This is a genomic window from Enterovirga aerilata (assembly GCF_013044135.1).
Lineage (GTDB): Bacteria > Pseudomonadota > Alphaproteobacteria > Rhizobiales > Beijerinckiaceae > Enterovirga > Enterovirga aerilata.
In genome coordinates this window covers 102,188-120,052 of record NZ_JABEPP010000007.1, presented here as the reverse complement: position 1 = coordinate 120,052, position 17,865 = coordinate 102,188, and the positions used below count along the sequence as shown (strand labels likewise).

The window sequence follows — 17,865 nt, the reverse complement described above, 5'->3', positions numbered from 1 at the left end:
GGCGAGGTCTGGCCCCCCGCGTCTCGGAACCCTCATCCCGAACTGTATCGGTGCGGAGCTAAGCCAGCCTTCCGACGGGCTCGATCCCTCCTAGAAGGGATTTTTGCAGGCCCCCGCACCGAAATGGATCGGTGGTGGAGGTCATCCTTGCGGGCAGACCCGACCGCACGCGGCCGTAACAAACACCACCGAATTTGGAGCCCAGCGCAGGATTTGAACCCGCGACCCGCTGTTTACAAAACAGCCGCTCTACCCCTGAGCTAGCCGGGCGATCTCGTGCCGCCCCAGGCTGTAGCTCAGGGCGCAGAAATCCTTGCGCTGACTTTGTAGGTCAGCCGGAGGTCGGGAAGCGCCGGCTATATGCCGGTCCTCGCTGCTGCTCCGCATTCGGAGCGCCTCTGCGGTCGGGCGAACCCAAGCCGCCGAGTCCGATTTGTCCTGACCTGACAGATGACGCATCACGCGCGTAGGTCAAGCGGCTTCTAGAGCTTCTTCGGGGATTTCCACATCCTCCTTGCGCCCGAAGATGTTGACCGCAACAGAGTAGCTCTCCGCCTTCGGGTTATATCCTTCCACCGTCCCGGCGAAGCTGGCGAACTTCCCCGCCTTCACCCGGACGTTGATGCCGGTGGCAAACAACGGCGCCAGGAGATCATCGGCGGACTTCTCGTCATCCTTCAGGTGGCCGGTGACGTGATCCGCGAAGCGCTGCATATCGGCGCGAGAGATGGCCGGGACGGGGCGCCGGTCGAAGATGGCGGCGTGCCATGCGTGACGGAAAGCCCGAGGATCGATCCAGCCGAAACCTCGCTCGTCGAGGGGCGAGAGGACGGAAGCGAGCCAGGCGCACCGTTCCAGTGCGAGGTAGTCGGCGAGCGATCCCATGCCGACGAAGAGCGTCTGCCGAAGGATGGCCACGTCGGCCGTCCGCTGCTGGCCGCGGGCGGTCACGAAGGTCGTGGCGGCTCGCGCCTCGAAGAATGGGAGGTTGAGCGCCCGGAGCTCGGACGCAGCCTTCAGCGCCTTCGCCGGCATGGCCCGCACCATGATCCAGTACCGGCCCTGAGGCGCGAAGAACCGGCGCGGCCTCACCCGCGCCCGCCGTGCCGCCCGCCGTGCGGCAGCGGCAGCCGCAGCTTCCATCGCCCTGGCTTCCGCCTGCCGCCTGCGTTTTTCCTTGCGGCGCTCAAGCTGTTTCCGCGTCACTCTCTGCCTCCTCGGATCAGTCGACGAAAGCCTCAATGTCTTCGGCGTAGTTCAGGTAGACTTCACCGACGCGGCCCGTCCCTCTGAACTTGACCTTCTTGATGCCGATCTCCGTGATCAGATCGGCCGGGCTCTTGCGGTGGACGATCACGCCCAGCTCGGCCTTGTTCGCCCAAGTTGCTCCATCTGAGATGTCGTAAAGCGAGACCGGATCGCCGTTCTTTGCCGAGAGAGCTGCGGCCTTGGTCGGGTGCGCCACGACCATCGTGCAAACATCGTAGGATCTGGCGAACCGCTTGAACTTGCGGATCGCGCTGTTCGTGTAATCGGCAACGTTCTCGCCCGGCCGGCGTTTGTGCTCGACCTCGTTCCAAGGGTCGACGATCAGCATATCGGACCCGTTCCTGATGACTGAATCCGACGCGCGATCGAGCACCCAATCGACATCGGCCTCTGTCTCATCGTCCCGCGGGTCGAGCGCGATGAAGGCGAAATGCGCCTCGATGAATTCTCGCGCGACCCGCACCTCCGTCGAGGTCCATTCCCGCCGGGGCTTCCAGATGAAGAACGCTTGCAGCATGTCCCGCAGCGTCGGCGCCACGTGCATTTCGAACGACGCGACGACGATCCTCCAGCCGTGCAGCCGAGCCATGTTGAAGGCGAGCTGCATCGTCCAGGCCGTCTTGCCGCTACCCGGCAAGCCCGACACGACGACGAAGGCACCGCGGTAAAGCGTCAGGTGCGGTTCCTTCCGATCCGGGCTCGGATTGAGGCGCGGGAAGCCCGTCGTGAGGGTCGCGATCGGCGGAAGATCGGGGAACTCCGATAGCCGATATAGGCCACGGACAGGGAACGGTTTCGCCCGCGTGATGCAGTCCAGGACTGCGGCCTGCCCGAAATGGATCAGGACCTCGTCAAGGTCTTTGCACGGCCGGACCTCGCCCGTCTTCGGATCAGCAACTTTCGGCTCGGGCGGATAGGTGATGAACGAGCACCGGGACCGTCCGAGCCGGCGGGCGAGCTCCAGCGAAAGGCGCTGGCCGGCCTCGTCGCCATCAGTCGCCAACACGAAGCGCTTGATCCGGGAGAGCCGGTTCCAGTTGTTCGCGACGTAGCGGTACTTGTCATCCTGCTCCGGCACGATGTCGTTCGCATCGTCCGGCACGGCGATGAGGTTGCCCTGATCGTCTCGAGCCGGAGGCGCGCCGTCCGGCACGGAGACCGCAAATGGATAGCCGGCCTGGATTACGGCGAGGGTGTCCATCTCGCCTTCCGTGATGACCGCGGCGTACTGGCCAGCTTCAAGTGCTGGGTCGTCAAGAACATCCGCGTTGAAGAACGTCTTGCGCGCGCCGGCACGCTGCCAGAAGCGCTTCCCGGCAGCCCGGTACTTGGCGTTAACCTCCTGCCCGCCCTCAAAGTAGGGGAAGACGAGGATGTCACCGCGCGCATCCTGGACGGGCTCGCCAGCCTCCACGCGCCGAGCGCTGTAGATCCCCATACGAAGGGCGGTTTCGAGATCGATCGCCCGGGTTTCGAGCCATGCCGCGGCCTTTGGATTGATCGTCAAAGAACCGGCCTCCTCGCCAGTCGCAGTTGTTGCAGCCGAAACGCACACCACCATCGTCGATCGTCACCCCCAGACACTTCTTCCGCCGGTTCCCGGGATGCTTCCGGCTCGCCGAGCATTTCGGGCAGAGCGCGTAGAACCGGCCTGGGCTGGTCGACCTCGCCTCGATCCCGAGCTCGCGAAGGATTTCGGCCGCATCGCGCATCGCTCAGATCCAGAGCTGTGATCGTCGTGGTGACGCGGCCTTGAACTCGGCCTCCGCCCTCGCTCGCTCCAGAGCTGCGGCTTGCTCGCGGTTCCGCTTCGCCAGAGCGCCCTGAACGGCATGGAACCAGCGCTTTTTCTGAGCCGGCTCTCCGGCCCATTGCGAGAGGCCCAGAAGCTCGGCCTCAAGGCTCAGGTTCGGATAGGCGTCTCGCCAGCGGTCAAGGTCGCGACGGCTCAACCTGATCGGCCCAGCCTCGAATGCATATCGATCCGGATCAGGAGGAGGATCGGCCGCGCCATCGGCGCGCGCCGCGTCATCAAGCTCAGATTCGGAAGGATTCAGCTCAACGGTAGAGCTAGGTGACTCTACCTCCTTCCTCTTACCTCCTTCCTCCTTCCTCTGCGGAGACTTTCGGCTACCATTCGGCGACCTATCGTCGAGAGGTTGCCGAACGATCTCCGAGAGACCTACGTAAGTTTGAAGCTCGTCGGGGAGCGGATGGCGATATTTCGGGCTTTCCGGCCGCTGCCACTTCCGGAAATTTCGGATGGCTCCGTACCGCTTGCCGTCAACCTCGAACTCGCGGATCTGGTCGGATGAGACGAGCTCTGAAAGCAGTGCGGGCAAATCGACCGTGTCGGCGGGGAAGATCTGCATCTTGAGGCCGAGCGGCTTCCACTCGAACACGCCGTGGTCATCGGCCAGATTGCGAAGCGCGAGACTGAGAAGTCGCGCCATGGCAGAACAGGACACGAAGCTCTCGTCGGTCCATTGGCCGGGGTGGAGGCTGCGAATACGGGCCATCAGTTTGGTCCTCCGGACCGGTGCGACGCGGGTGGGCTATGGCGAACTGGGAAGTTCACGACCTCAGCCGGCAGCGGCCGACGCGTGAATAGTGACAGGAACGCCGCCCATGCCTTGCCAGCAGCGACTCCATCGTCGACGCTCAGGCTGGTCTGGGCACGGCGTGCAGCACTGCGGTATGCGGCGAATGCCGCTTCGATCTCCTCGTCTGAGGGTGTCACGCTCATGCAGCCCTCACGACGTTGCCGACCTGATGCGAACCGAGTGTCTCGGCTGCGTAGCGGGCCAGGAGAGCGGCTTCCGCCCTTCCCGCATCCTTCTTCCGCTCGAATGCTGCCGATGCCGGCCAGAGCTTGATTGCGAGCGCTCGCGCAGCCTCTTTGGCGTCAGGCCCGCTGCCCGCGATGCGGTGATACTTCTTCCAAGCCTGAGGCGTGACGAGCACCACGGGGATCTGGAGCGCAGCGACGACGCCCTGAACCATCCCGTACCCGCAGCCGAACTTGAACATGGACGCCACGCCCTGGCCCGGTCGCGAGGCGACTCGCTCGACCACGGCGATGCTCGGCCCGGCCTCCTTCAGGCGCCGCGCAATTGCGGCGGGGTCCACCTGCTTGTCGACAACAGGCATGTCGTGGACCGTGACCCGGTCGGGCGCATCCGGATTGTAGAAGGCGAACGCGCCAGTCAGACCCGGATCGAATGCGACTAGGATGATCGGCTTCATGGCGTGTTCACCTCCGCGCGCTCGTCGTCTCGCGGGCGGTAGTGCGGCGTCGGCCTCGGGTGCCCCTTCTCGGCCGCGAGCCTATCCCGGTGTCTGGCAAGACGATTTGCGACCTCCGCCTGCGTGAGGTTCAGGCGGATCGCGATCTCATCCGTATCGAGAGGCTTGCAGTGTGCAGAGCCTCGGAACAACTCGTCGATCCTCAGATCCAGGCGGAGATCGGATTCGAGATAGTGCCTCATGCCGCAATACCCCGCTCGATGATCTGATCGATGACGGCGCCGGCGAGGCCTGCGGCCGTACCGTCCGACTCGCGCGTGAGAGCCGCCTGCATGACGTGGAGCGGGCAGCCGTACTGGAGCGCGAGCGATGCGAGGATCGCGGCGTCACGGGCCAGGGCGGTCATCTCGCCCGTGTTGCGGTGCGTGGACACGAAGATCTCACGCGGGCTCGATCCGTCGAACCCGACCGTGACCGCGTAGCCGATGTTGCCCCGGGTCATGTCGAACCGCTCGCAGATACGGCGTTGGGGAAGGCGGGAGCGGGTCATTCGGCGGCCTGCATGAATAGGTCGCCGGCCCGCTCGACGGCGACGGCGCGCAGGTTGCGGACCGCCTGGGCGAAATAGGATGGCTTCAGCTCGACGCCGAGACCGCGGCGGCCCATTTCGACGGCGACGTAGAGCTCCGATCCGATGCCGGCGAACGGACTGAAGACCGTATCGCCCGGGTTCGACCAGAGATCGACGCAGCGACGGATGACGGTGAGCTGCAGCGGCGAGATATGCCGCTCGTCGTCTTCCTCCCGGGCCATCTTGTGCGAGAGGACATCGGACTGGGCGATGTCCATCCATACCGGCTCGGCGTAGCGCTGCCAGACCTGGACGCTGTAGCTGCTCGCGACGTGGCCCTTGTGTTCGTCGATCGGGGCCCGCGGCTCGACGGCGTCTGTGCCGTAGTACGCATCGAAGGCGCCCGAGACCGGCTCCGGGTTGTCGCCCGGCTTGCGCATCGAGACGACGTAGTCCGCGACCGCCATGCGGGAGAGCGTCGAGTCCTTAACGATCTGCTTGTGCAGGAGACCAATGGCCTTCGTGCGCTGCATGGCGGAGACAGGGTCTTTCCGGATGCAGACCTCGGAATGGTAGATGAAGCCCGCCGCCTGGAATGCGCGGATGATCTCTCCGCGGAAGTCCCGGAGACCGATAAATCCGTCCCGGAGCTTGCTGGTCGGGAGTTGCATGCAGTGGATCGAGACGAGCCGGCCCGGCATCGTGGCCCGGTGCAGCTCGGCGATCAGGAAGCGGAAGTGTTCCCAGAATGTCTCGCTGTCCCGGCAATTCGACAGGTCGCGAGGATCGTCCGAGAACGTGTAGAGGCTCTCGAACGGGGGTGAGAAGATCGTGTAGTGGAGCGAGTTGTCCGGCAGCCCGGCCGCAACCTCGACGCAGTCACCGCAGTACAGGTGCCAGCGCTCGCCGCTCGCTTGGTCCGCGACGTTCAGGCTGCCAGCCATGCGGGGATCTCCATCGGCTTCGTGAATCGGGTCGGTTCGGGACGGGCAAAGGTGGGATTGAGAGCGCGCTTGTTCAGGTCGCGCATCTCGAGTGCCATCGCGGCGCTCATCTGCTCGAAGGCTCGCTCCTTCGCGTCGAGGTTCGCGACGACGGCGCCCTCGATCTCGGATGCGATCATGTAGACGTTGACGGGCTGAGCCTGGCCGAAGCGCCAGCAGCGGCGGATGGCCTGGAATACCTGCTCGAAACTGTCCGTCAGGCCGACGAAGACCATGTCGGCGCAGTGCTGCCAGTTCATCCCCCATCCGGCGACAGACGGCTTGGTGATCAGGATGCGGTACTTGCCCGCGGCGAAGCCGAGAAGGCGTTCGGCCTTGACCTCTGGTGCGTCAGGTCCGCGAACCTCGACCGCGTCAGGAATGAGCTCTGCGAGCGCGTCGGCTTCAGCGTTCAGGTTGCACCAGACGAGCCAGGGGCGGTCAGGTTGGGCGTTGACGATCCTGGCGGCGGCCTCAGCCCTTGCCCGCACGGTGTCGCGGCGCGCGGCGATGCGTTCCTGCATCGTGTGGGCCTCGATCGGGAAAAGAGACGTGCTGGTCGGGACGTAGTCGGCTGGGACCGTGACCTGATGCTTCCGGAGCGGTGGGAGCTCGTATCTCGACTCGTCGTAGCCGAGATCGGCCGGCGAGCGGATCATCACCGCCCAGGACGCGACCCATTCCCAGAATGCCTTGGTGGCGTGGCTCTTCAGCCTCCATTCCGAGTCGCCATGCGCCCGAACCGACCCATCATGGACGAAATAGGTCGCGAGCATTTCCTTCTCGGAACACACGCCCAGAAACTCGGCGTGGTTTCCGAGCTCGACCCAGTCGTTCGGGGCCGGCGTTGCTGTGCATGCGAGCTTGAACGGGATGGTCCGACACGCTTCGATCAGCGTCGCGCGCGTCTTGCTGGCGTGCGCCTTGATTATGCTCGACTCGTCCAGGACGATCGCACCGAAGGCTTCGATGTCGAACAGGTCGAACCGATCGTAGTTCGTAACGACGATGCGGCTGGCGGCATCGTCCTGCGATCGAGCGTAGGCCACGCCGTGGATCCCGAACCGCGCGGCCTCTTGCACGGTCTGCTGTGCGACCGCGAGCGGGGTCAGGATGAGGACGGGCCGGCCGGTATGACGCTCGACGGCATCAGCCCAGGACAGCTGCATCAGCGTCTTGCCGAGGCCGGTTCCCGCGAAGAGAGCCGCCCTGCCCCGACGAAGCGCCCAGGCCACGATATCCCACTGAAACGGAAAGAGCGCGACCGACAATTCGGGGATGGTCGCCAGCCCTGTCGGCAGATCGACGACGCGTTTGCGCTGCAGGAATTCGAGATAGCCGCTCACGCCGCCGCTCCCGACACCTGATGAGCGAACCGCTCCGAAGGCGCGCCGCGACCGAACGCGAGGGCGCGGTGGTAGCAGCAGAAACTGTACGTCAAGCCGGCGACATCATTCCCGCAGTACCGGGTGGATCCGTCATCGGCCGTGAGGGGCCAGCGGCAGCGCTTGTCTCCGGAGCGGAGGTCGTCCCAGGAGATGGAGCCGGGGCGGTCGACGAAGGCGGTCTTGCGCTGCTCGGCGGAGATGACTGGCGCGCTCGGGACCGCCGGGACCGCCGCGAGCCTCGCTGCCACTGGCCCCAAGAGCCCCACGGATGCCGCAACCGGACCGGCCTTTACCGGCAGCTTGCGCGCATGCCGGGTCGGTCGACCGCCACCGACAAGCCCGAGCCTGTCCAACTTCCCAAGCACGCTGCCGCGTGTGTAGTCTCTATCCGAGAAAGCCCGGTTGAGCGCTGCGGCGATCTCGCTCGCCGACTTGCCCTCGCGCCACATGGCGGCCGCGCTATCGGCGGCGGTATCCGTCCAGCCGATCATGCCGCATTCTCCTCGCGGCTTCGGTTGTGCTCGCGGATCGCGGAGGCGAGCGCGGCAACCGACTCGCTCGGCAGCGAGTAGCCACGGCCCCAGAGGGTCTCGATCCGGATCTGGTAGGGCTTGAGCTTCGCCCTGATCTTGCAGACGAGGACGTCGAGGGTCTTCGGCTCGACGTCGCTCTCCGCGCCGTACAGCGCAGCATAGAGCGCGGTACGGGTGATCTCCTTCCGAGCGAACAGGACTGCAAGTAGTCGGCCCTCGGCTGGGGTCAGGCGGAACAGCACCATGAGCGGGGAGACGAGTTGATCGGCCTCCGAGACGCGGATCGGCGCCGATGTCGGGAGGCGCTCCTCGCGCCGGGCGCCGGGTGGCCAGTCCGCGGCCGGGAGGTCGAGAAGCAGCCCGTTCTGCTTCGCCTCACGGAGCACGGGCCAGACATCGCCGGAGGGCTTCTTCAGTGCTCGGGCGATAGCGCCGACGGGGATACCCTCGTCGGCCAGGCGGATCATGATGTGATGCGCGGCGGGGCCGCGTTCTGTCGAGCTCGACAGCATCATTTGAGCCCCATCTTCCGAAGCGCCGAAAGGATCGTGGTATGGTCGCGGCCACCGAAGGCGCGGCCGATCTGCGGGAGGCTCAGGTCCGGCCTGATCCGGCGGACTTCCGCGACCGCGGCGAACCGTGCACGGATCATGGGCGCCGTCTGCGACCTGCCCGTGATGTCGGCTGCGGTCAGGCCATGCTCTCGGGCGACCCGAGCGATGATCTTGGCCGGTCGCTCCGGCAGGCCAGCGAACGCAGCGCGGAGCTGCTCGATCTGCCTCAGGAAGGCTTCTTGCTGCCGCTGCCCTTGGGTTGCTCGCTCCTCGGCGCCGAAGGCGCGCGCGCCAAGCTCTCCGGGCATTCGCTCGATCGGCTGGGGCTTGCCGGGCCTGGGATTGCGGGCGGCCTCTTCCATGCGTCGCCGTGCGGCCGAGGCCCGGGCGTGCATTTCCTCGAGCGTGCGGGGCTCAACGGTGTAGAGAGGGGCGGACATCGCTCAGATCCGCATCGGCATGATGACGTTTAGGACGCCAGGGATCGCGGCATCGGGAACGATCCGAATCGGCGAAGCAGGGTCGGTCACGTGGATCCGAACCGTCTTCGACCCGACGCGCTCCAGTTCGGCCGCCGCGTTATCGAGATAGCGACCGTTGATGCCGACGATCGGGATCGGCCCGCCGGCCTCGCACGCGACGCGGACACGAGCCTCGCCAAGGCCCGGACACTGGCTGGAAAGAGTAGCCGAGTCCGCAGCGACCTCGATCTTGGTTGCACGCACGCGACGTCCCTCGCTGCTGGTCGCGGTTGCCCGAAGAGCGCGTCTCAGCGCCTTCGTATCGATCTCGATGACGGTGTTGCTCGGCACGGGGACGACGTGGCGCCAATCGGGATAAGTCCCATCGATGAGCTTCGTCCGCACGCGCACCCCGTTTGCCGTGATCTCGGCATAACCCGTGCGTTTGTCGTCGGCCGTCTTGTGGATCGCGAAGCTGGCTTCGCCCTTCCCGGCATAGCCAAGCGAGAGGGCGACAGCCTTTCTCGGCACGATGACGCTCGGTTGATCAGTTGCTCCGCTACCGAGATTGGTCTCGCGCTTTGCGAGACGATGGCCGTCTGTCGCTACGGCGATCAGCGTTCCGTCCTTCACCTCAAGGCAGACGCCGTTCAGGTAGTAGCGCGTCTCTTCCCGCGAGATGGCGTGTGTCACGCCACCGAAAAGGAACTGGACCACTCCCTCCGCCAGGTTCGCGTCCCACGCCTTCGACCCGATCTGCAGACGCGGAAAGTCAGCGGCCGGAAGCGGGAACATAGTCGCCGAGAAGTCGCCGGCCGTGACTTCGACGACGCCCGTCTCGTTGATGGTGAGCGAGACCCGCTCAACGTGAGAAGCCGCTTGCAGGAAATCGCGCAGCCGGAAGGCCGGAAGGCACAGAGCCCCCTCGCCTGAGCCTTCAATTTCGACCCTCACCTCCATGTCGAGGTCAGTGCCGCTAACCGCGATAGTGCTGAAATCGACGGCGATCTCGACGAAGTTCAGGATCGGAATAGTGTTGCGGGGCTCGACGACGGCCGCGACCTTCGACACGGCGCGCAGAAGATCTGCAGTCGCAGCCTCCGCCGTGAACACTGCCGGAGGTGTCGCCTTCTCCTTACGCTTTGCGCTCATCGCTGTGCCTTCCCGTCTGGTGTGAAGAGTTCTTCGGCCCTGTCCTCGTGCGCCTTGGCGCCGCGGAGGCGCTCAACCGCGGCCAAGGCTCCGGCCAGTTCGGCATGGGCGACACGGCTCTCTTCGAGCGCGACCGCGTCCAAGACCCACTTCTTCTCGATCCCGAAGACGTCGCGGACGAACGGCGGCCCGTAGACAAGCATCAGGTGAAGCGCGACCTCTCCGCTCGGGAGGCTCCCCCGGCTGAACCATTGCGCGATGCTGTCCCGGCTAACCCCGGTCCACTCTGCTACCGCCGCAACGGTGCGCTCGGGGTGGCGCTCACGCAGGAACGCGAGCAGCCGGTCAGAGAACGACTGCTTCTCAGGGTCCCGAGCGCGAACCTGTTTGCCGAGAAGCGGGATCTCGGGCGCGGCGAGCAATGCGCGGACATGGGACAAGAGATCGTCGCTTGCGCGGAACCACTCACCTGTGAGCTTCAGGTCCGCGAACCGCTTCTGTAGGTCCCGTTCGGCAGAGATCGTGCCGGGGACACTGCCGAGCAGACTCAGCTCCGCTCCGTGAGCCGTCTGGAGCGCCCTGAGGCGCCCGGCCGGATCCTGCGAATACCCAATCTTCAATCGGCCGTGGCTGTCCTGAATGAAGTAGACGCGGCCACTCACCGGAGGACCTCGCTGGACTGCGATGCCCCGATCAGTCGTTGCGCTTCCTCGACCGCCGCAACCAGGCGCGCCATCTGCGGAGCCTGAGCAGCGTCGCCGCCAGCACGGCGATACGCTTCCAGTTCATTGGTGAGCCTTTTGATTTCGGCCTCGATCTCCCGCACCAGAAGCGCCTCAAGCTTCCGGTGCAGCCACCCTTCGATGCGCTTCAGACGCCCCTTGCGAAGGTTCTCAAGCGTGCCGGGGGCGCAGCCCGCGCGCCTCGCGACAATGTCTCGCGCGAGCGGCAGCTTCCCGACGCGCTCGGTCTCCCGATCTTCCAATAGGCGGGCGAGCCGGCGCGTGTCCGTTGTGAAAGACAACGCGGTCACTTCACTGACCTCCGATGGACGATTTGTCCGTTCTGAAGGGATCATCTGCCCTGAGCTCCGATGCTTCACTGCAAGCGTCGGAGGTGCAGGACTGATGGAGGCGAACGACACCTGGACGAGCCTCGGCAGCCTCGCCGCGATGATCGCAGCGAGAGCCGAGAGAGGCGCGACGGGGCTGGCTTTGGCGAGCGAGGGCCACGTTGCGAGGGAAGAAAGGCGCGGCGAGCAGAAGCTCAGCCGCGAGGTGACCGGCTGCCGGGAGGCAAGAGCGGCCGGGTTCGGGAAGGGGAGACAGGACAGCCGCTCGCGGGAACGGGCCGCCGTCCTGCCCTCCGCGCTCCCGCGGGGGATAGGAGCGCGAAGAGGAATGCGATGCTGACAGAGATGCGATCACAGCCACTCTCCGTCGTCGTCGAGGAGAGGAGCGGCTTCGATCTCGTCGATGACGAAGAGGATGAAGCAGAGCGCGAAGAGGCCGACCCAGATCATCTGGTCGACACCGGCCGCGAAGGCGACCGCCAGACCGAGCAGCGAGAGGAAGGATGCGGCGAGAGAGAGCGTCATGGATGAGCCCTCACCGCGTAAATCGCGTCCGGAGCCGACTTGCCGGCGATCATCTCCGCTCGGAAGGCGTCGAACTCATCGTCGTCCAGACCGAGGCGCAGGCAGATGCTGCTCCGCATGAACGAGCTGACGGTATGATGCGGATCGAGGAACAGATCGCCCGGCTTTGGGGTGAATGCGGTTCCGTCCGGCGCCGGAGCTGGATCGATGCGCGTGGCAGCGCCCTCCCCCGGCTCCGGCGACGTGACAGATTGCTCCGCTTCGACGGGCACTATGCCGCCCGTGATCCCGACCGTCGTTGCAGCGGAGCCGTCCTGGCCTTGCACCATCGCCCCTCTGTCCTGGGCTGCGGGTGGAGTCTCGGGGCGGGCGTTCGTGAATTCGGTTGCGGTCTCTCCCGCCGTCACGCTTTCAGGGGCGTCCGCCGGAGCGAAGACGTTACCCTCGGCCGCGTTCGCCTCATCGCCGGCCTGCTCGCCGGGACCTTCGTCGTCGCTCTCGCGTGTGCGCGTGGCGCGTGGCGCGCGAGCCGCCCGGTCGTAGAGGGCGAGATACGCTTCCGCGATCTCGCCGCGGTTCTCGGCTTGCGCCAGCTTCTCGGGAGCGGAGCGGCGCCTCCGGAGCGTGGCAACACAGGCCTTCAGGCCCGCGATCTCATCGCCGATCTCGCCCTTGGTGTGCGCGGCAAGCTCCGCGCGGACCTCCTGCAGGAGGTCGCGTTTGGACGCGTTCGCGTCCTCGATCATCTGATCGTAGCTGTCGAGCAGGTCGATGACCTCTCGGGCGCGTTCATCCGGGAGCCGGGTCATGCCGCAGCCCCGTGTTCAGAGGGGGCTGACCCTGGTTTTGGCTTGATGCGGCCGGCCGTGACCTCCGCGAGGAGGACCTCAAGCATTCGCCCCACGGGCCCGGATGGCTCCTGGCCCCTCTCGATCCTAGAGACGGTCGCTTGGTCACAGCCGACGAACTCGGCCATGTCCTTTTGCGACCAGCGGAGGCGGGCTCGTAACTTGCGCGCGTCGACCATGCGTAATCTCTATGCGATACGCATGCTATTGTCAATGCCCGCTGCATAGATGCGTGATGCATAATCCGCGCATGGAAGTGCACCAGCGGTTGATGTGGGCGAGATTGAACGTCGGGCGCTACAAAACCGCGTCCGACGCTGCCCGCGCGATGGGTGTTCCGATCCCGACCTATGCGGGTCATGAGAACGGAAGTCGGGGGCTCACCCGTGCGACCGCGGAGCGCTACGCCGCATTCTTCAAGGTCGCACCCGAATGGATGGTGTTCGGGCGCGGCGCACCGAGGCCAGGTGTTGCGCCGCCGTCAGAAGATCGGGAACCGAAGACGATCCCCGATATCCCGTTTGCAGATGAACCTGCTACCAACGTAAGCGGGCCAGTGGCCTTGCCGAGGGCTGGCGTGGGAAGGCTTCCTATCAGGGGGCGGGCTGCCGGCGGGCCGAATGGCAAGCTCGTAATGACAGCCGATGCCGTTGGCTGGGCACGCATGCCGGCAAGCCTGCAGGATGTCCCAGAGGCTTACGGCGTCTTCGTGCATGGAGATTCCATGCTGGACCGCTACGAATCCGGCGAATTTCTTCATGTGAACCCTGTCCGCCCTGTCCGGAGAGGGGATTACGTTGTCGCGCAGATCCGCGAGCAGGATGGCTTCGCGGGCTACGTCAAGCGCTTCGTCAGTCGATCCGCGACAGAACTCGTGCTGGAGCAGCTGAATCCGCCAGAGGGCGAAGACCGCCTGATGCGCTTTCCCGCTGACCGAGTTGTGGCCGTACATAAGGTCGTAGGGACCGGCGAGCCGTGACCCCTCCCGACCCTCCCCGCGATCTCCTCCCCGACGACGATTTCCTCGAGGCATTCAAGGCCGCCCTGCAAGCCGACGAGGTCGACGAGGCGGTCTATGGGTGGATGGTGGAGGAGAGGGGAAGCCTTGTCCTGCGCGTTGAGGGGAAAGAGAATGCCTGAGAGATGGGTCGGAGCCGTTGTCGTCGGCGACGCAATCACGCTGGTTGAGGCCGAGGTGCCTGCGGACGGGGCTATCACGATTCTCGCCGACGAAAGTTGGCCCTTGCAGAAGGGAGACCGACCTGTGGCTTATGCTGCGGCATACCAGCGAATTTCAGATTATGTAACAGACAATAAGATATCAAAGGCAATCGTCAAGGAGAGCGCAGTCAGTTTGGGCGGAACAAAGAAAGCGCATCTACTCTCGGCTGAATTTAGGGGAGTGGTGCTGGCAGCCCTTGCGTCGAAGATCCCTACTGAGACGCACGCGAAGGCGAGTCTCAGCAAAACCTTCGGCGAGCGGAAGGTTGACGACTACCTGTCTGATAGCAAATTCTGGGAGCAGGAATGCAAGGGTAAGCTTCGCGCCGGGAGCCGCGAGGCAGCTCTTATGATCTTGGCATCTAGGGACTAGAACTTGTCACAATTCGTATCGCATCTCACTCTAGGACCGGAGATCGGCAGTGGGCACTTCGGCCGTGTGCTGATGGGTCAAGACCCTGTTCACGACGTAGTGGCGGTGAAGCTTTTGGAGCAGAAGCCGGGAGAACCCGATGCCGACTGGGCTCTCAGGAAGGCGGGTCTGCTGGCAGAAGGCCAGCATCTCAGGCAGGCCACGCACGCGAACGTGGTGCAAGTTCATCATGCGGTGGAGCGAGTTCCAGATGCATACATGATCGTCATGGAGTACTGCGAAGGTGGATCGCTTCAGGCTGCCTTCGAAAGTGGTCCAAGTAGTCTATCGTTTGTCCGCAAGGTAGGTACTGAGATTACGGCGGGACTCCAAGCGCTCCATAATCGTCAGATGCTACATCGGGACATAAAGCCAGCGAATATCTTGCTCAAGCAAGGCACTGCCAAAATCGGCGACTTTGGATTGGTGACGGACAACATAGTTCTCGGCTATGCTTCACAGGCCGGGTATAACGATCATCTCCCGCCTGAGGTCCATCAGGGCGGAGGCACGAGCGTCAAGTCCGACATATGGGCGCTCGGAATGACGCTTTACCGTCTGCTTCATGGCCGAGAGTGGTACCAGCGCTCCCCTGCTCCCCGATTCCTGATAGGCGCAGGCGGCTTCGCTGACAGCCTGCCGTGGCTTCCGCATATCCCGAGTCGCTGGAAGCGGATGATTAGGCGAATGCTCAACGACGATCCGGCGGCTCGCTGTCAGAGCGCCGGCGAAGCTCTTACTTTATTGGCCGGGGTACCAATCGATCCGGACTGGGAGTGCTTTGTGGAGCCGAACCGGGTGGTCTGGCGTCGCTCCCGGGGCGATCGGGTCCATGAGGTGCGATGGTTGCACGATAGGAGCCGGTACGAGTGGAGCGCTCAAAGCATGCCGCAGGGATCAGGCAACCGGAGGCGGCTCGGTGCCTCTTCACACCCGCTGACGCGAAGCCAAAGCGAACGCGAGCTTCGCGCCTTCTTTGAGAGCCAGAGCTAGCTGGCGCGCCTCATTGCTCTTGGGAGCAGAAACTTACCCGCGAGATCGGATGGACCGAGAGGCCTTAGATCAAGCGCTCGGGCTGCAATCTTCCTCCGCTCGTCCGCGCAATCTGTGCAGTACGCCCGCTCCGAGTGCACAGCTTCAGGCGGCCGCCACGCCCGGCCACAGTGACGGCATTTTGGAAGCTTCATCATCGCAGCCTCCATGTTCCGTCGTCATCGTAAACACTCCGTTAAGACTTTAAGAACGTATCAGGAACACGAAGATGGTCAAGCGGGCGCCGTGGGCTACACAAGAGCGCACCTAGGCTTAAACCTCCCTCCCCTCCGCATCGAGCCAGGCCTCCGGGCCGCCGAAGCCGCCGCAGTCAGAATTCTGCCGTCTCCCCTAGAAACTCGGGCGGGACGTTGAACGAGGCGATGATCTCGGGATCCTCGCACTCGCCCGTCTCGGGATCGATGACGCGAGAGAAGGCGAGCGCCGGTTGGTTCAGCGACCGGAGACGCGCGACGGCGCGCTCAGCCACGCCGCGATCCTGAACCTGACGCGGCAGCTTGGGCCGCCAGCGCCTTTTTGCGAACTCGAATTCCTGCAGGACGTAGTAGGTGGTGAGCGCCATGCTGCCTTCCTCCTAGGCGACGCTGATTTCGGTTCGCCAAGTCGGCCATATCGATACGCTGTCACCAGGCCCGTCCCTCTCAGTGCAGTATCGACACCGAAGCCGGCTCGCGAGTTGCTCAATCGAGTAGACACCGAAGCGACGGGACACTTGGCTGAGTTCTGGAGACCGCCAACGGCGACGACGTCCGCAGTCGTCACATACGATCGACAGCGCGACCGCCTGGACTAGGTCGCCTTGATACACATCCGGCAAGGGCCTCTCCTGTTCTCTCTTTGTTCTGTGACGTGATGGATTCCAGAACCCGCGCCGATTGTCGAATCGATTCTGATTGAGCTGCCTGACCACGCATAGTTGCCGCTCATCAACCTATGCGTTTCGCATTGACAGGGCCGTTCGGATGCATTACGCATTATGCATCGAAAGCCGAGGCCCACATGCCCCAAGCCGCCACGAAGACCCGGAAGACCAAGAAGGCTGCTGAGGCCGTCGACCTCCCGCCCGCGACGGGACCGAAGTACGAATTCACCGGAGAGGTGAAGGTCGAGTTCGGGATCACGCTCCGCCGGATCAGGGCGCTGCGTCAGATCGGCCTGATCGCGGCCGGCACACTCGGCGGCTGGATCGCAAGCGAGACGAACCTTTCGCAGGTCTCCGGGGACGCGTGGGTCTCCGGGGACGCGCGGGTCTACGGGAACGCGCGGGTCTCCGGGGACGCGCGGGTCTACGGGAACGCGTGGGTCTACGGGGACGCGCGGGTCTCCGGGGACGCGTGGGTCTCCGGGGACGCGCGGGTCTACGGGAACGCGTGGGTCTACGGGGACGCGCGGGTCTCCGGGGACGCGTGGGTCTCCGGGGACGCGTGGGTCTCCGGGGACGCGCGGGTCTACGGGAACGCGCGGGTCTACGGGGACGCGTGGGTCTACGGGGACGCGTGGGTCTACGGGGACGCGCGGGTCTACGGGGACGCGCGGGTCGCGCGCCGCCTCACGACCGCGACCTGCAGCGACGGCTACACGTTCGTCCTGGCCACGGATAGGGCCGGCCATCCCGTTGTAATCGCCGACTGCAGGTACTTCGACTTCGCGGCCGCTCGGCAGCACTGGCAGGCGACGCGCGGCGGGACGCCGCTCGGCGATGAGACTTTCGCGATCCTCGACATGCTGGAGCGCATCGCCTCGATCCGGGGGCCGGATGCCGCCCCCGTTGAGGACGCTGATCGGGATGCCGCGTGATGTCGGCTCATCTCTCCGCCTTCGACGCCGCTCTCGACGCGATCTCCCGCATCCCGGAGCCGCGTGAGCCGGCCCGCGTCCCCGGTGCGCACTACAGCATGCACGTCGCCGCCTGGCTCTGCCGGGAGAGCAAGCGCCTGGAACGGATCATCGCGATCACGCCGTCCGGGCCGGAATGCTCCCGCCTAATCGATCAGAAGATCGCGGTCGACATGCGGGAGAGCGCAGAACTGCGCCGTGCGCAGGGCCGGATGTCGCCGCGTGATGCGGCTCTCGCCGATCTCGGCCGCGCGATGGCTGACAGGAGGGCGGCATGAGCGTCTCCGATACGCAGGCGGGTGGATGGGTACTCGTGCCGAGGGAGCCTACCGAAGCGATGATCGAAGCATTCCGGGACGGCGAGTTTCGGCATTTCGATCAAGGCTACCAGGCCATGCTCGATGCCGCGCCGACCGCGCCTGGCCTGGCCGACGAGCTCGCCCGTCTGCGCGCCCAGAAGGAAAAGCTGGTCAAAGCGCTGAAGCCTTTCGCCGACGCGCTCGACGCGCTGACCGATGATTTGCGGCTGTGTCCAGATGAGTACTGCGTCGAGGAGGCGCTTTGGCAGGACGAGCAGCCCACCATAGGCGATCTGCGCCGAGCTCGCGCCGCTCTCCGCGAGGCAGGCGAATGACCCGCTTTGCCGTCCTGACCCGGACCCGCTTTCTCCCTGGCCTGTCTCTCTCGTCCGCGAACCGTCTCGTCCTGCGCTGCAAACGCCACGGCGTCAGCGCTCGTCTC

At 64.9% G+C, this 17,865-nt stretch carries 25 protein-coding genes and 1 tRNA gene; 7 read left to right on the top strand and 19 right to left on the bottom strand.

Annotated elements, in window-relative coordinates:
- Positions 1-195: 195 nt before the first annotated feature.
- From HJG44_RS21980 to HJG44_RS24495, 18 genes are all read right to left on the bottom strand, one after another.
- A tRNA-Thr gene (locus HJG44_RS21980) sits at positions 196-270 on the bottom strand.
- 201 nt (positions 271-471) lie between these two features.
- Entirely contained in the window at positions 472-1,206 is a 735-nt protein-coding gene (nusG, locus tag HJG44_RS21975) for a transcription termination/antitermination protein NusG (protein WP_171220545.1), read from the bottom strand.
- A 16-nt stretch (positions 1,207-1,222) separates the two neighbouring features.
- A complete protein-coding gene (locus HJG44_RS21970; protein ID WP_171220544.1) occupies positions 1,223-2,776 on the bottom strand; it encodes an AAA family ATPase in 1,554 nt (517 codons plus the stop codon).
- A gap of 208 nt (positions 2,777-2,984) precedes the next feature.
- Positions 2,985-3,788 carry a hypothetical protein gene (locus tag HJG44_RS21965; protein ID WP_171220543.1) on the bottom strand — a complete coding sequence of 268 codons (804 nt, stop codon included), beginning with the start codon at positions 3,786-3,788 and terminating at the stop codon, positions 2,985-2,987.
- 223 nt (positions 3,789-4,011) lie between these two features.
- A complete protein-coding gene (locus tag HJG44_RS21960; protein WP_171220542.1) occupies positions 4,012-4,515 on the bottom strand; it encodes a RuvC family protein in 504 nt (167 codons plus the stop codon).
- Positions 4,512-4,757, bottom strand: a complete 246-nt coding sequence (locus HJG44_RS21955; protein ID WP_171220541.1) for a hypothetical protein — start codon at positions 4,755-4,757, stop codon at positions 4,512-4,514. The genes HJG44_RS21960 and HJG44_RS21955 overlap by 4 nt, the downstream gene beginning before the upstream one ends.
- A complete protein-coding gene (locus HJG44_RS21950; protein WP_171220540.1) occupies positions 4,754-5,065 on the bottom strand; it encodes a TSCPD domain-containing protein in 312 nt (103 codons plus the stop codon). Before HJG44_RS21950 ends, HJG44_RS21955 begins: the two co-directional genes overlap by 4 nt.
- Positions 5,062-6,030: a DNA-methyltransferase gene (locus tag HJG44_RS21945; RefSeq protein ID WP_171220539.1), complete on the bottom strand. Its 969-nt coding sequence runs from the start codon at positions 6,028-6,030 to the stop codon at positions 5,062-5,064. Before HJG44_RS21945 ends, HJG44_RS21950 begins: the two co-directional genes overlap by 4 nt.
- The gene (locus tag HJG44_RS21940) at positions 6,015-7,415 is read right to left on the bottom strand and encodes a DEAD/DEAH box helicase (protein WP_171220538.1); all 1,401 of its coding nucleotides are present in this window, start codon (positions 7,413-7,415) and stop codon (positions 6,015-6,017) included. Before HJG44_RS21940 ends, HJG44_RS21945 begins: the two co-directional genes overlap by 16 nt.
- Positions 7,412-7,948 carry a GcrA family cell cycle regulator gene (locus HJG44_RS21935; protein WP_171220537.1) on the bottom strand — a complete coding sequence of 179 codons (537 nt, stop codon included), beginning with the start codon at positions 7,946-7,948 and terminating at the stop codon, positions 7,412-7,414. Before HJG44_RS21935 ends, HJG44_RS21940 begins: the two co-directional genes overlap by 4 nt.
- Entirely contained in the window at positions 7,945-8,457 is a 513-nt protein-coding gene (locus tag HJG44_RS21930) for a helix-turn-helix domain-containing protein (RefSeq protein ID WP_171220536.1), read from the bottom strand. The genes HJG44_RS21935 and HJG44_RS21930 overlap by 4 nt, the downstream gene beginning before the upstream one ends.
- 44 nt (positions 8,458-8,501) lie before the next feature.
- Positions 8,502-8,906, bottom strand: coding sequence for a helix-turn-helix domain-containing protein (locus HJG44_RS21925; protein ID WP_171220535.1), 405 nt, complete (start codon positions 8,904-8,906; stop codon positions 8,502-8,504).
- An 81-nt stretch (positions 8,907-8,987) separates the two neighbouring features.
- Positions 8,988-10,157: a DNA polymerase III subunit beta gene (dnaN, locus tag HJG44_RS21920; RefSeq protein ID WP_171220534.1), complete on the bottom strand. Its 1,170-nt coding sequence runs from the start codon at positions 10,155-10,157 to the stop codon at positions 8,988-8,990.
- Entirely contained in the window at positions 10,154-10,819 is a 666-nt protein-coding gene (locus HJG44_RS21915) for a GIY-YIG nuclease family protein (protein WP_171220533.1), read from the bottom strand. The genes dnaN and HJG44_RS21915 overlap by 4 nt, the downstream gene beginning before the upstream one ends.
- Positions 10,816-11,235: a hypothetical protein gene (locus HJG44_RS21910; RefSeq protein WP_210261279.1), complete on the bottom strand. Its 420-nt coding sequence runs from the start codon at positions 11,233-11,235 to the stop codon at positions 10,816-10,818. Before HJG44_RS21910 ends, HJG44_RS21915 begins: the two co-directional genes overlap by 4 nt.
- A 345-nt stretch (positions 11,236-11,580) precedes the next feature.
- Complete coding sequence (locus HJG44_RS21905) at positions 11,581-11,754, bottom strand: hypothetical protein (RefSeq protein ID WP_171220531.1); 174 nt, start codon at positions 11,752-11,754, stop codon at positions 11,581-11,583.
- On the bottom strand, positions 11,751-12,563 hold the full coding sequence (locus HJG44_RS21900) for a hypothetical protein (protein WP_171220530.1): 813 nt from the start codon (positions 12,561-12,563) through the stop codon (positions 11,751-11,753). Before HJG44_RS21900 ends, HJG44_RS21905 begins: the two co-directional genes overlap by 4 nt.
- Entirely contained in the window at positions 12,560-12,781 is a 222-nt protein-coding gene (locus HJG44_RS24495; protein WP_430395088.1) for a helix-turn-helix domain-containing protein, read from the bottom strand. The genes HJG44_RS21900 and HJG44_RS24495 overlap by 4 nt, the downstream gene beginning before the upstream one ends.
- Positions 12,782-12,852: 71 nt before the next feature.
- Here HJG44_RS24495 and HJG44_RS21890 point away from each other — a divergent pair, with 71 nt between their 5' ends.
- From HJG44_RS21890 to HJG44_RS21875, 4 genes are read left to right on the top strand one after another with little or no spacing between them, the layout of a single operon-like run.
- Positions 12,853-13,581, top strand: a complete 729-nt coding sequence (locus tag HJG44_RS21890) for a LexA family transcriptional regulator (RefSeq protein ID WP_171220528.1) — start codon at positions 12,853-12,855, stop codon at positions 13,579-13,581.
- A complete protein-coding gene (locus tag HJG44_RS21885) occupies positions 13,578-13,742 on the top strand; it encodes a hypothetical protein (RefSeq protein ID WP_171220527.1) in 165 nt (54 codons plus the stop codon). Before HJG44_RS21890 ends, HJG44_RS21885 begins: the two co-directional genes overlap by 4 nt.
- A complete protein-coding gene (locus HJG44_RS21880; RefSeq protein WP_171220526.1) occupies positions 13,735-14,196 on the top strand; it encodes a hypothetical protein in 462 nt (153 codons plus the stop codon). The genes HJG44_RS21885 and HJG44_RS21880 overlap by 8 nt, the downstream gene beginning before the upstream one ends.
- Before the next feature lie 3 nt (positions 14,197-14,199).
- Entirely contained in the window at positions 14,200-15,228 is a 1,029-nt protein-coding gene (locus HJG44_RS21875; protein ID WP_171220525.1) for a serine/threonine-protein kinase, read from the top strand.
- A 370-nt stretch (positions 15,229-15,598) separates the two neighbouring features.
- On the opposite strand, the gene HJG44_RS21870 is transcribed toward HJG44_RS21875, so the two are convergent.
- Complete coding sequence (locus tag HJG44_RS21870) at positions 15,599-15,850, bottom strand: hypothetical protein (protein ID WP_171220524.1); 252 nt, start codon at positions 15,848-15,850, stop codon at positions 15,599-15,601.
- A gap of 437 nt (positions 15,851-16,287) precedes the next feature.
- Between HJG44_RS21870 and HJG44_RS23895 the strand changes: the two genes are divergently transcribed.
- From HJG44_RS23895 to HJG44_RS21855, 3 genes are read left to right on the top strand one after another with little or no spacing between them, the layout of a single operon-like run.
- On the top strand, positions 16,288-17,085 hold the full coding sequence (locus HJG44_RS23895; RefSeq protein WP_246736422.1) for a bactofilin family protein: 798 nt from the start codon (positions 16,288-16,290) through the stop codon (positions 17,083-17,085).
- On the top strand, positions 17,085-17,402 hold the full coding sequence (locus tag HJG44_RS21860) for a hypothetical protein (protein ID WP_171220523.1): 318 nt from the start codon (positions 17,085-17,087) through the stop codon (positions 17,400-17,402). Before HJG44_RS23895 ends, HJG44_RS21860 begins: the two co-directional genes overlap by 1 nt.
- Complete coding sequence (locus HJG44_RS21855; protein WP_171220522.1) at positions 17,399-17,758, top strand: hypothetical protein; 360 nt, start codon at positions 17,399-17,401, stop codon at positions 17,756-17,758. Before HJG44_RS21860 ends, HJG44_RS21855 begins: the two co-directional genes overlap by 4 nt.
- Positions 17,759-17,865 lie beyond the last annotated feature (107 nt).

Excerpts from the sequence above, each read along its gene's own strand:
- HJG44_RS21880 (WP_171220526.1), top strand. The coding sequence starts at position 13,735 with ATGCCTGAGAGATGGGTCGGAGCCGTTGTCGTCGGCGACGCAATCACG.
- HJG44_RS21870 (WP_171220524.1), bottom strand. The coding sequence starts at position 15,850 with ATGGCGCTCACCACCTACTACGTCCTGCAGGAATTCGAGTTCGCAAAA.
- HJG44_RS21955 (WP_171220541.1), bottom strand. The coding sequence starts at position 4,757 with ATGAGGCACTATCTCGAATCCGATCTCCGCCTGGATCTGAGGATCGAC.
- dnaN (WP_171220534.1), bottom strand. The coding sequence starts at position 10,157 with ATGAGCGCAAAGCGTAAGGAGAAGGCGACACCTCCGGCAGTGTTCACG.
- HJG44_RS21965 (WP_171220543.1), bottom strand. The coding sequence starts at position 3,788 with ATGGCCCGTATTCGCAGCCTCCACCCCGGCCAATGGACCGACGAGAGC.
- HJG44_RS21890 (WP_171220528.1), top strand. The coding sequence starts at position 12,853 with ATGGAAGTGCACCAGCGGTTGATGTGGGCGAGATTGAACGTCGGGCGC.
- HJG44_RS21950 (WP_171220540.1), bottom strand. The coding sequence starts at position 5,065 with ATGACCCGCTCCCGCCTTCCCCAACGCCGTATCTGCGAGCGGTTCGAC.
- HJG44_RS24495 (WP_430395088.1), bottom strand. The coding sequence starts at position 12,781 with ATGGTCGACGCGCGCAAGTTACGAGCCCGCCTCCGCTGGTCGCAAAAG.
- HJG44_RS21935 (WP_171220537.1), bottom strand. The coding sequence starts at position 7,948 with ATGATCGGCTGGACGGATACCGCCGCCGATAGCGCGGCCGCCATGTGG.
- HJG44_RS23895 (WP_246736422.1), top strand. The coding sequence starts at position 16,288 with ATGCCCCAAGCCGCCACGAAGACCCGGAAGACCAAGAAGGCTGCTGAG.
- HJG44_RS21855 (WP_171220522.1), top strand. The coding sequence starts at position 17,399 with ATGAGCGTCTCCGATACGCAGGCGGGTGGATGGGTACTCGTGCCGAGG.
- HJG44_RS21945 (WP_171220539.1), bottom strand. The coding sequence starts at position 6,030 with ATGGCTGGCAGCCTGAACGTCGCGGACCAAGCGAGCGGCGAGCGCTGG.
- HJG44_RS21860 (WP_171220523.1), top strand. The coding sequence starts at position 17,085 with ATGTCGGCTCATCTCTCCGCCTTCGACGCCGCTCTCGACGCGATCTCC.
- HJG44_RS21900 (WP_171220530.1), bottom strand. The coding sequence starts at position 12,563 with ATGACCCGGCTCCCGGATGAACGCGCCCGAGAGGTCATCGACCTGCTC.
- HJG44_RS21960 (WP_171220542.1), bottom strand. The coding sequence starts at position 4,515 with ATGAAGCCGATCATCCTAGTCGCATTCGATCCGGGTCTGACTGGCGCG.
- HJG44_RS21925 (WP_171220535.1), bottom strand. The coding sequence starts at position 8,906 with ATGGAAGAGGCCGCCCGCAATCCCAGGCCCGGCAAGCCCCAGCCGATC.
- HJG44_RS21910 (WP_210261279.1), bottom strand. The coding sequence starts at position 11,235 with ATGATCCCTTCAGAACGGACAAATCGTCCATCGGAGGTCAGTGAAGTG.
- HJG44_RS21930 (WP_171220536.1), bottom strand. The coding sequence starts at position 8,457 with ATGATCCGCCTGGCCGACGAGGGTATCCCCGTCGGCGCTATCGCCCGA.
- HJG44_RS21905 (WP_171220531.1), bottom strand. The coding sequence starts at position 11,754 with ATGACGCTCTCTCTCGCCGCATCCTTCCTCTCGCTGCTCGGTCTGGCG.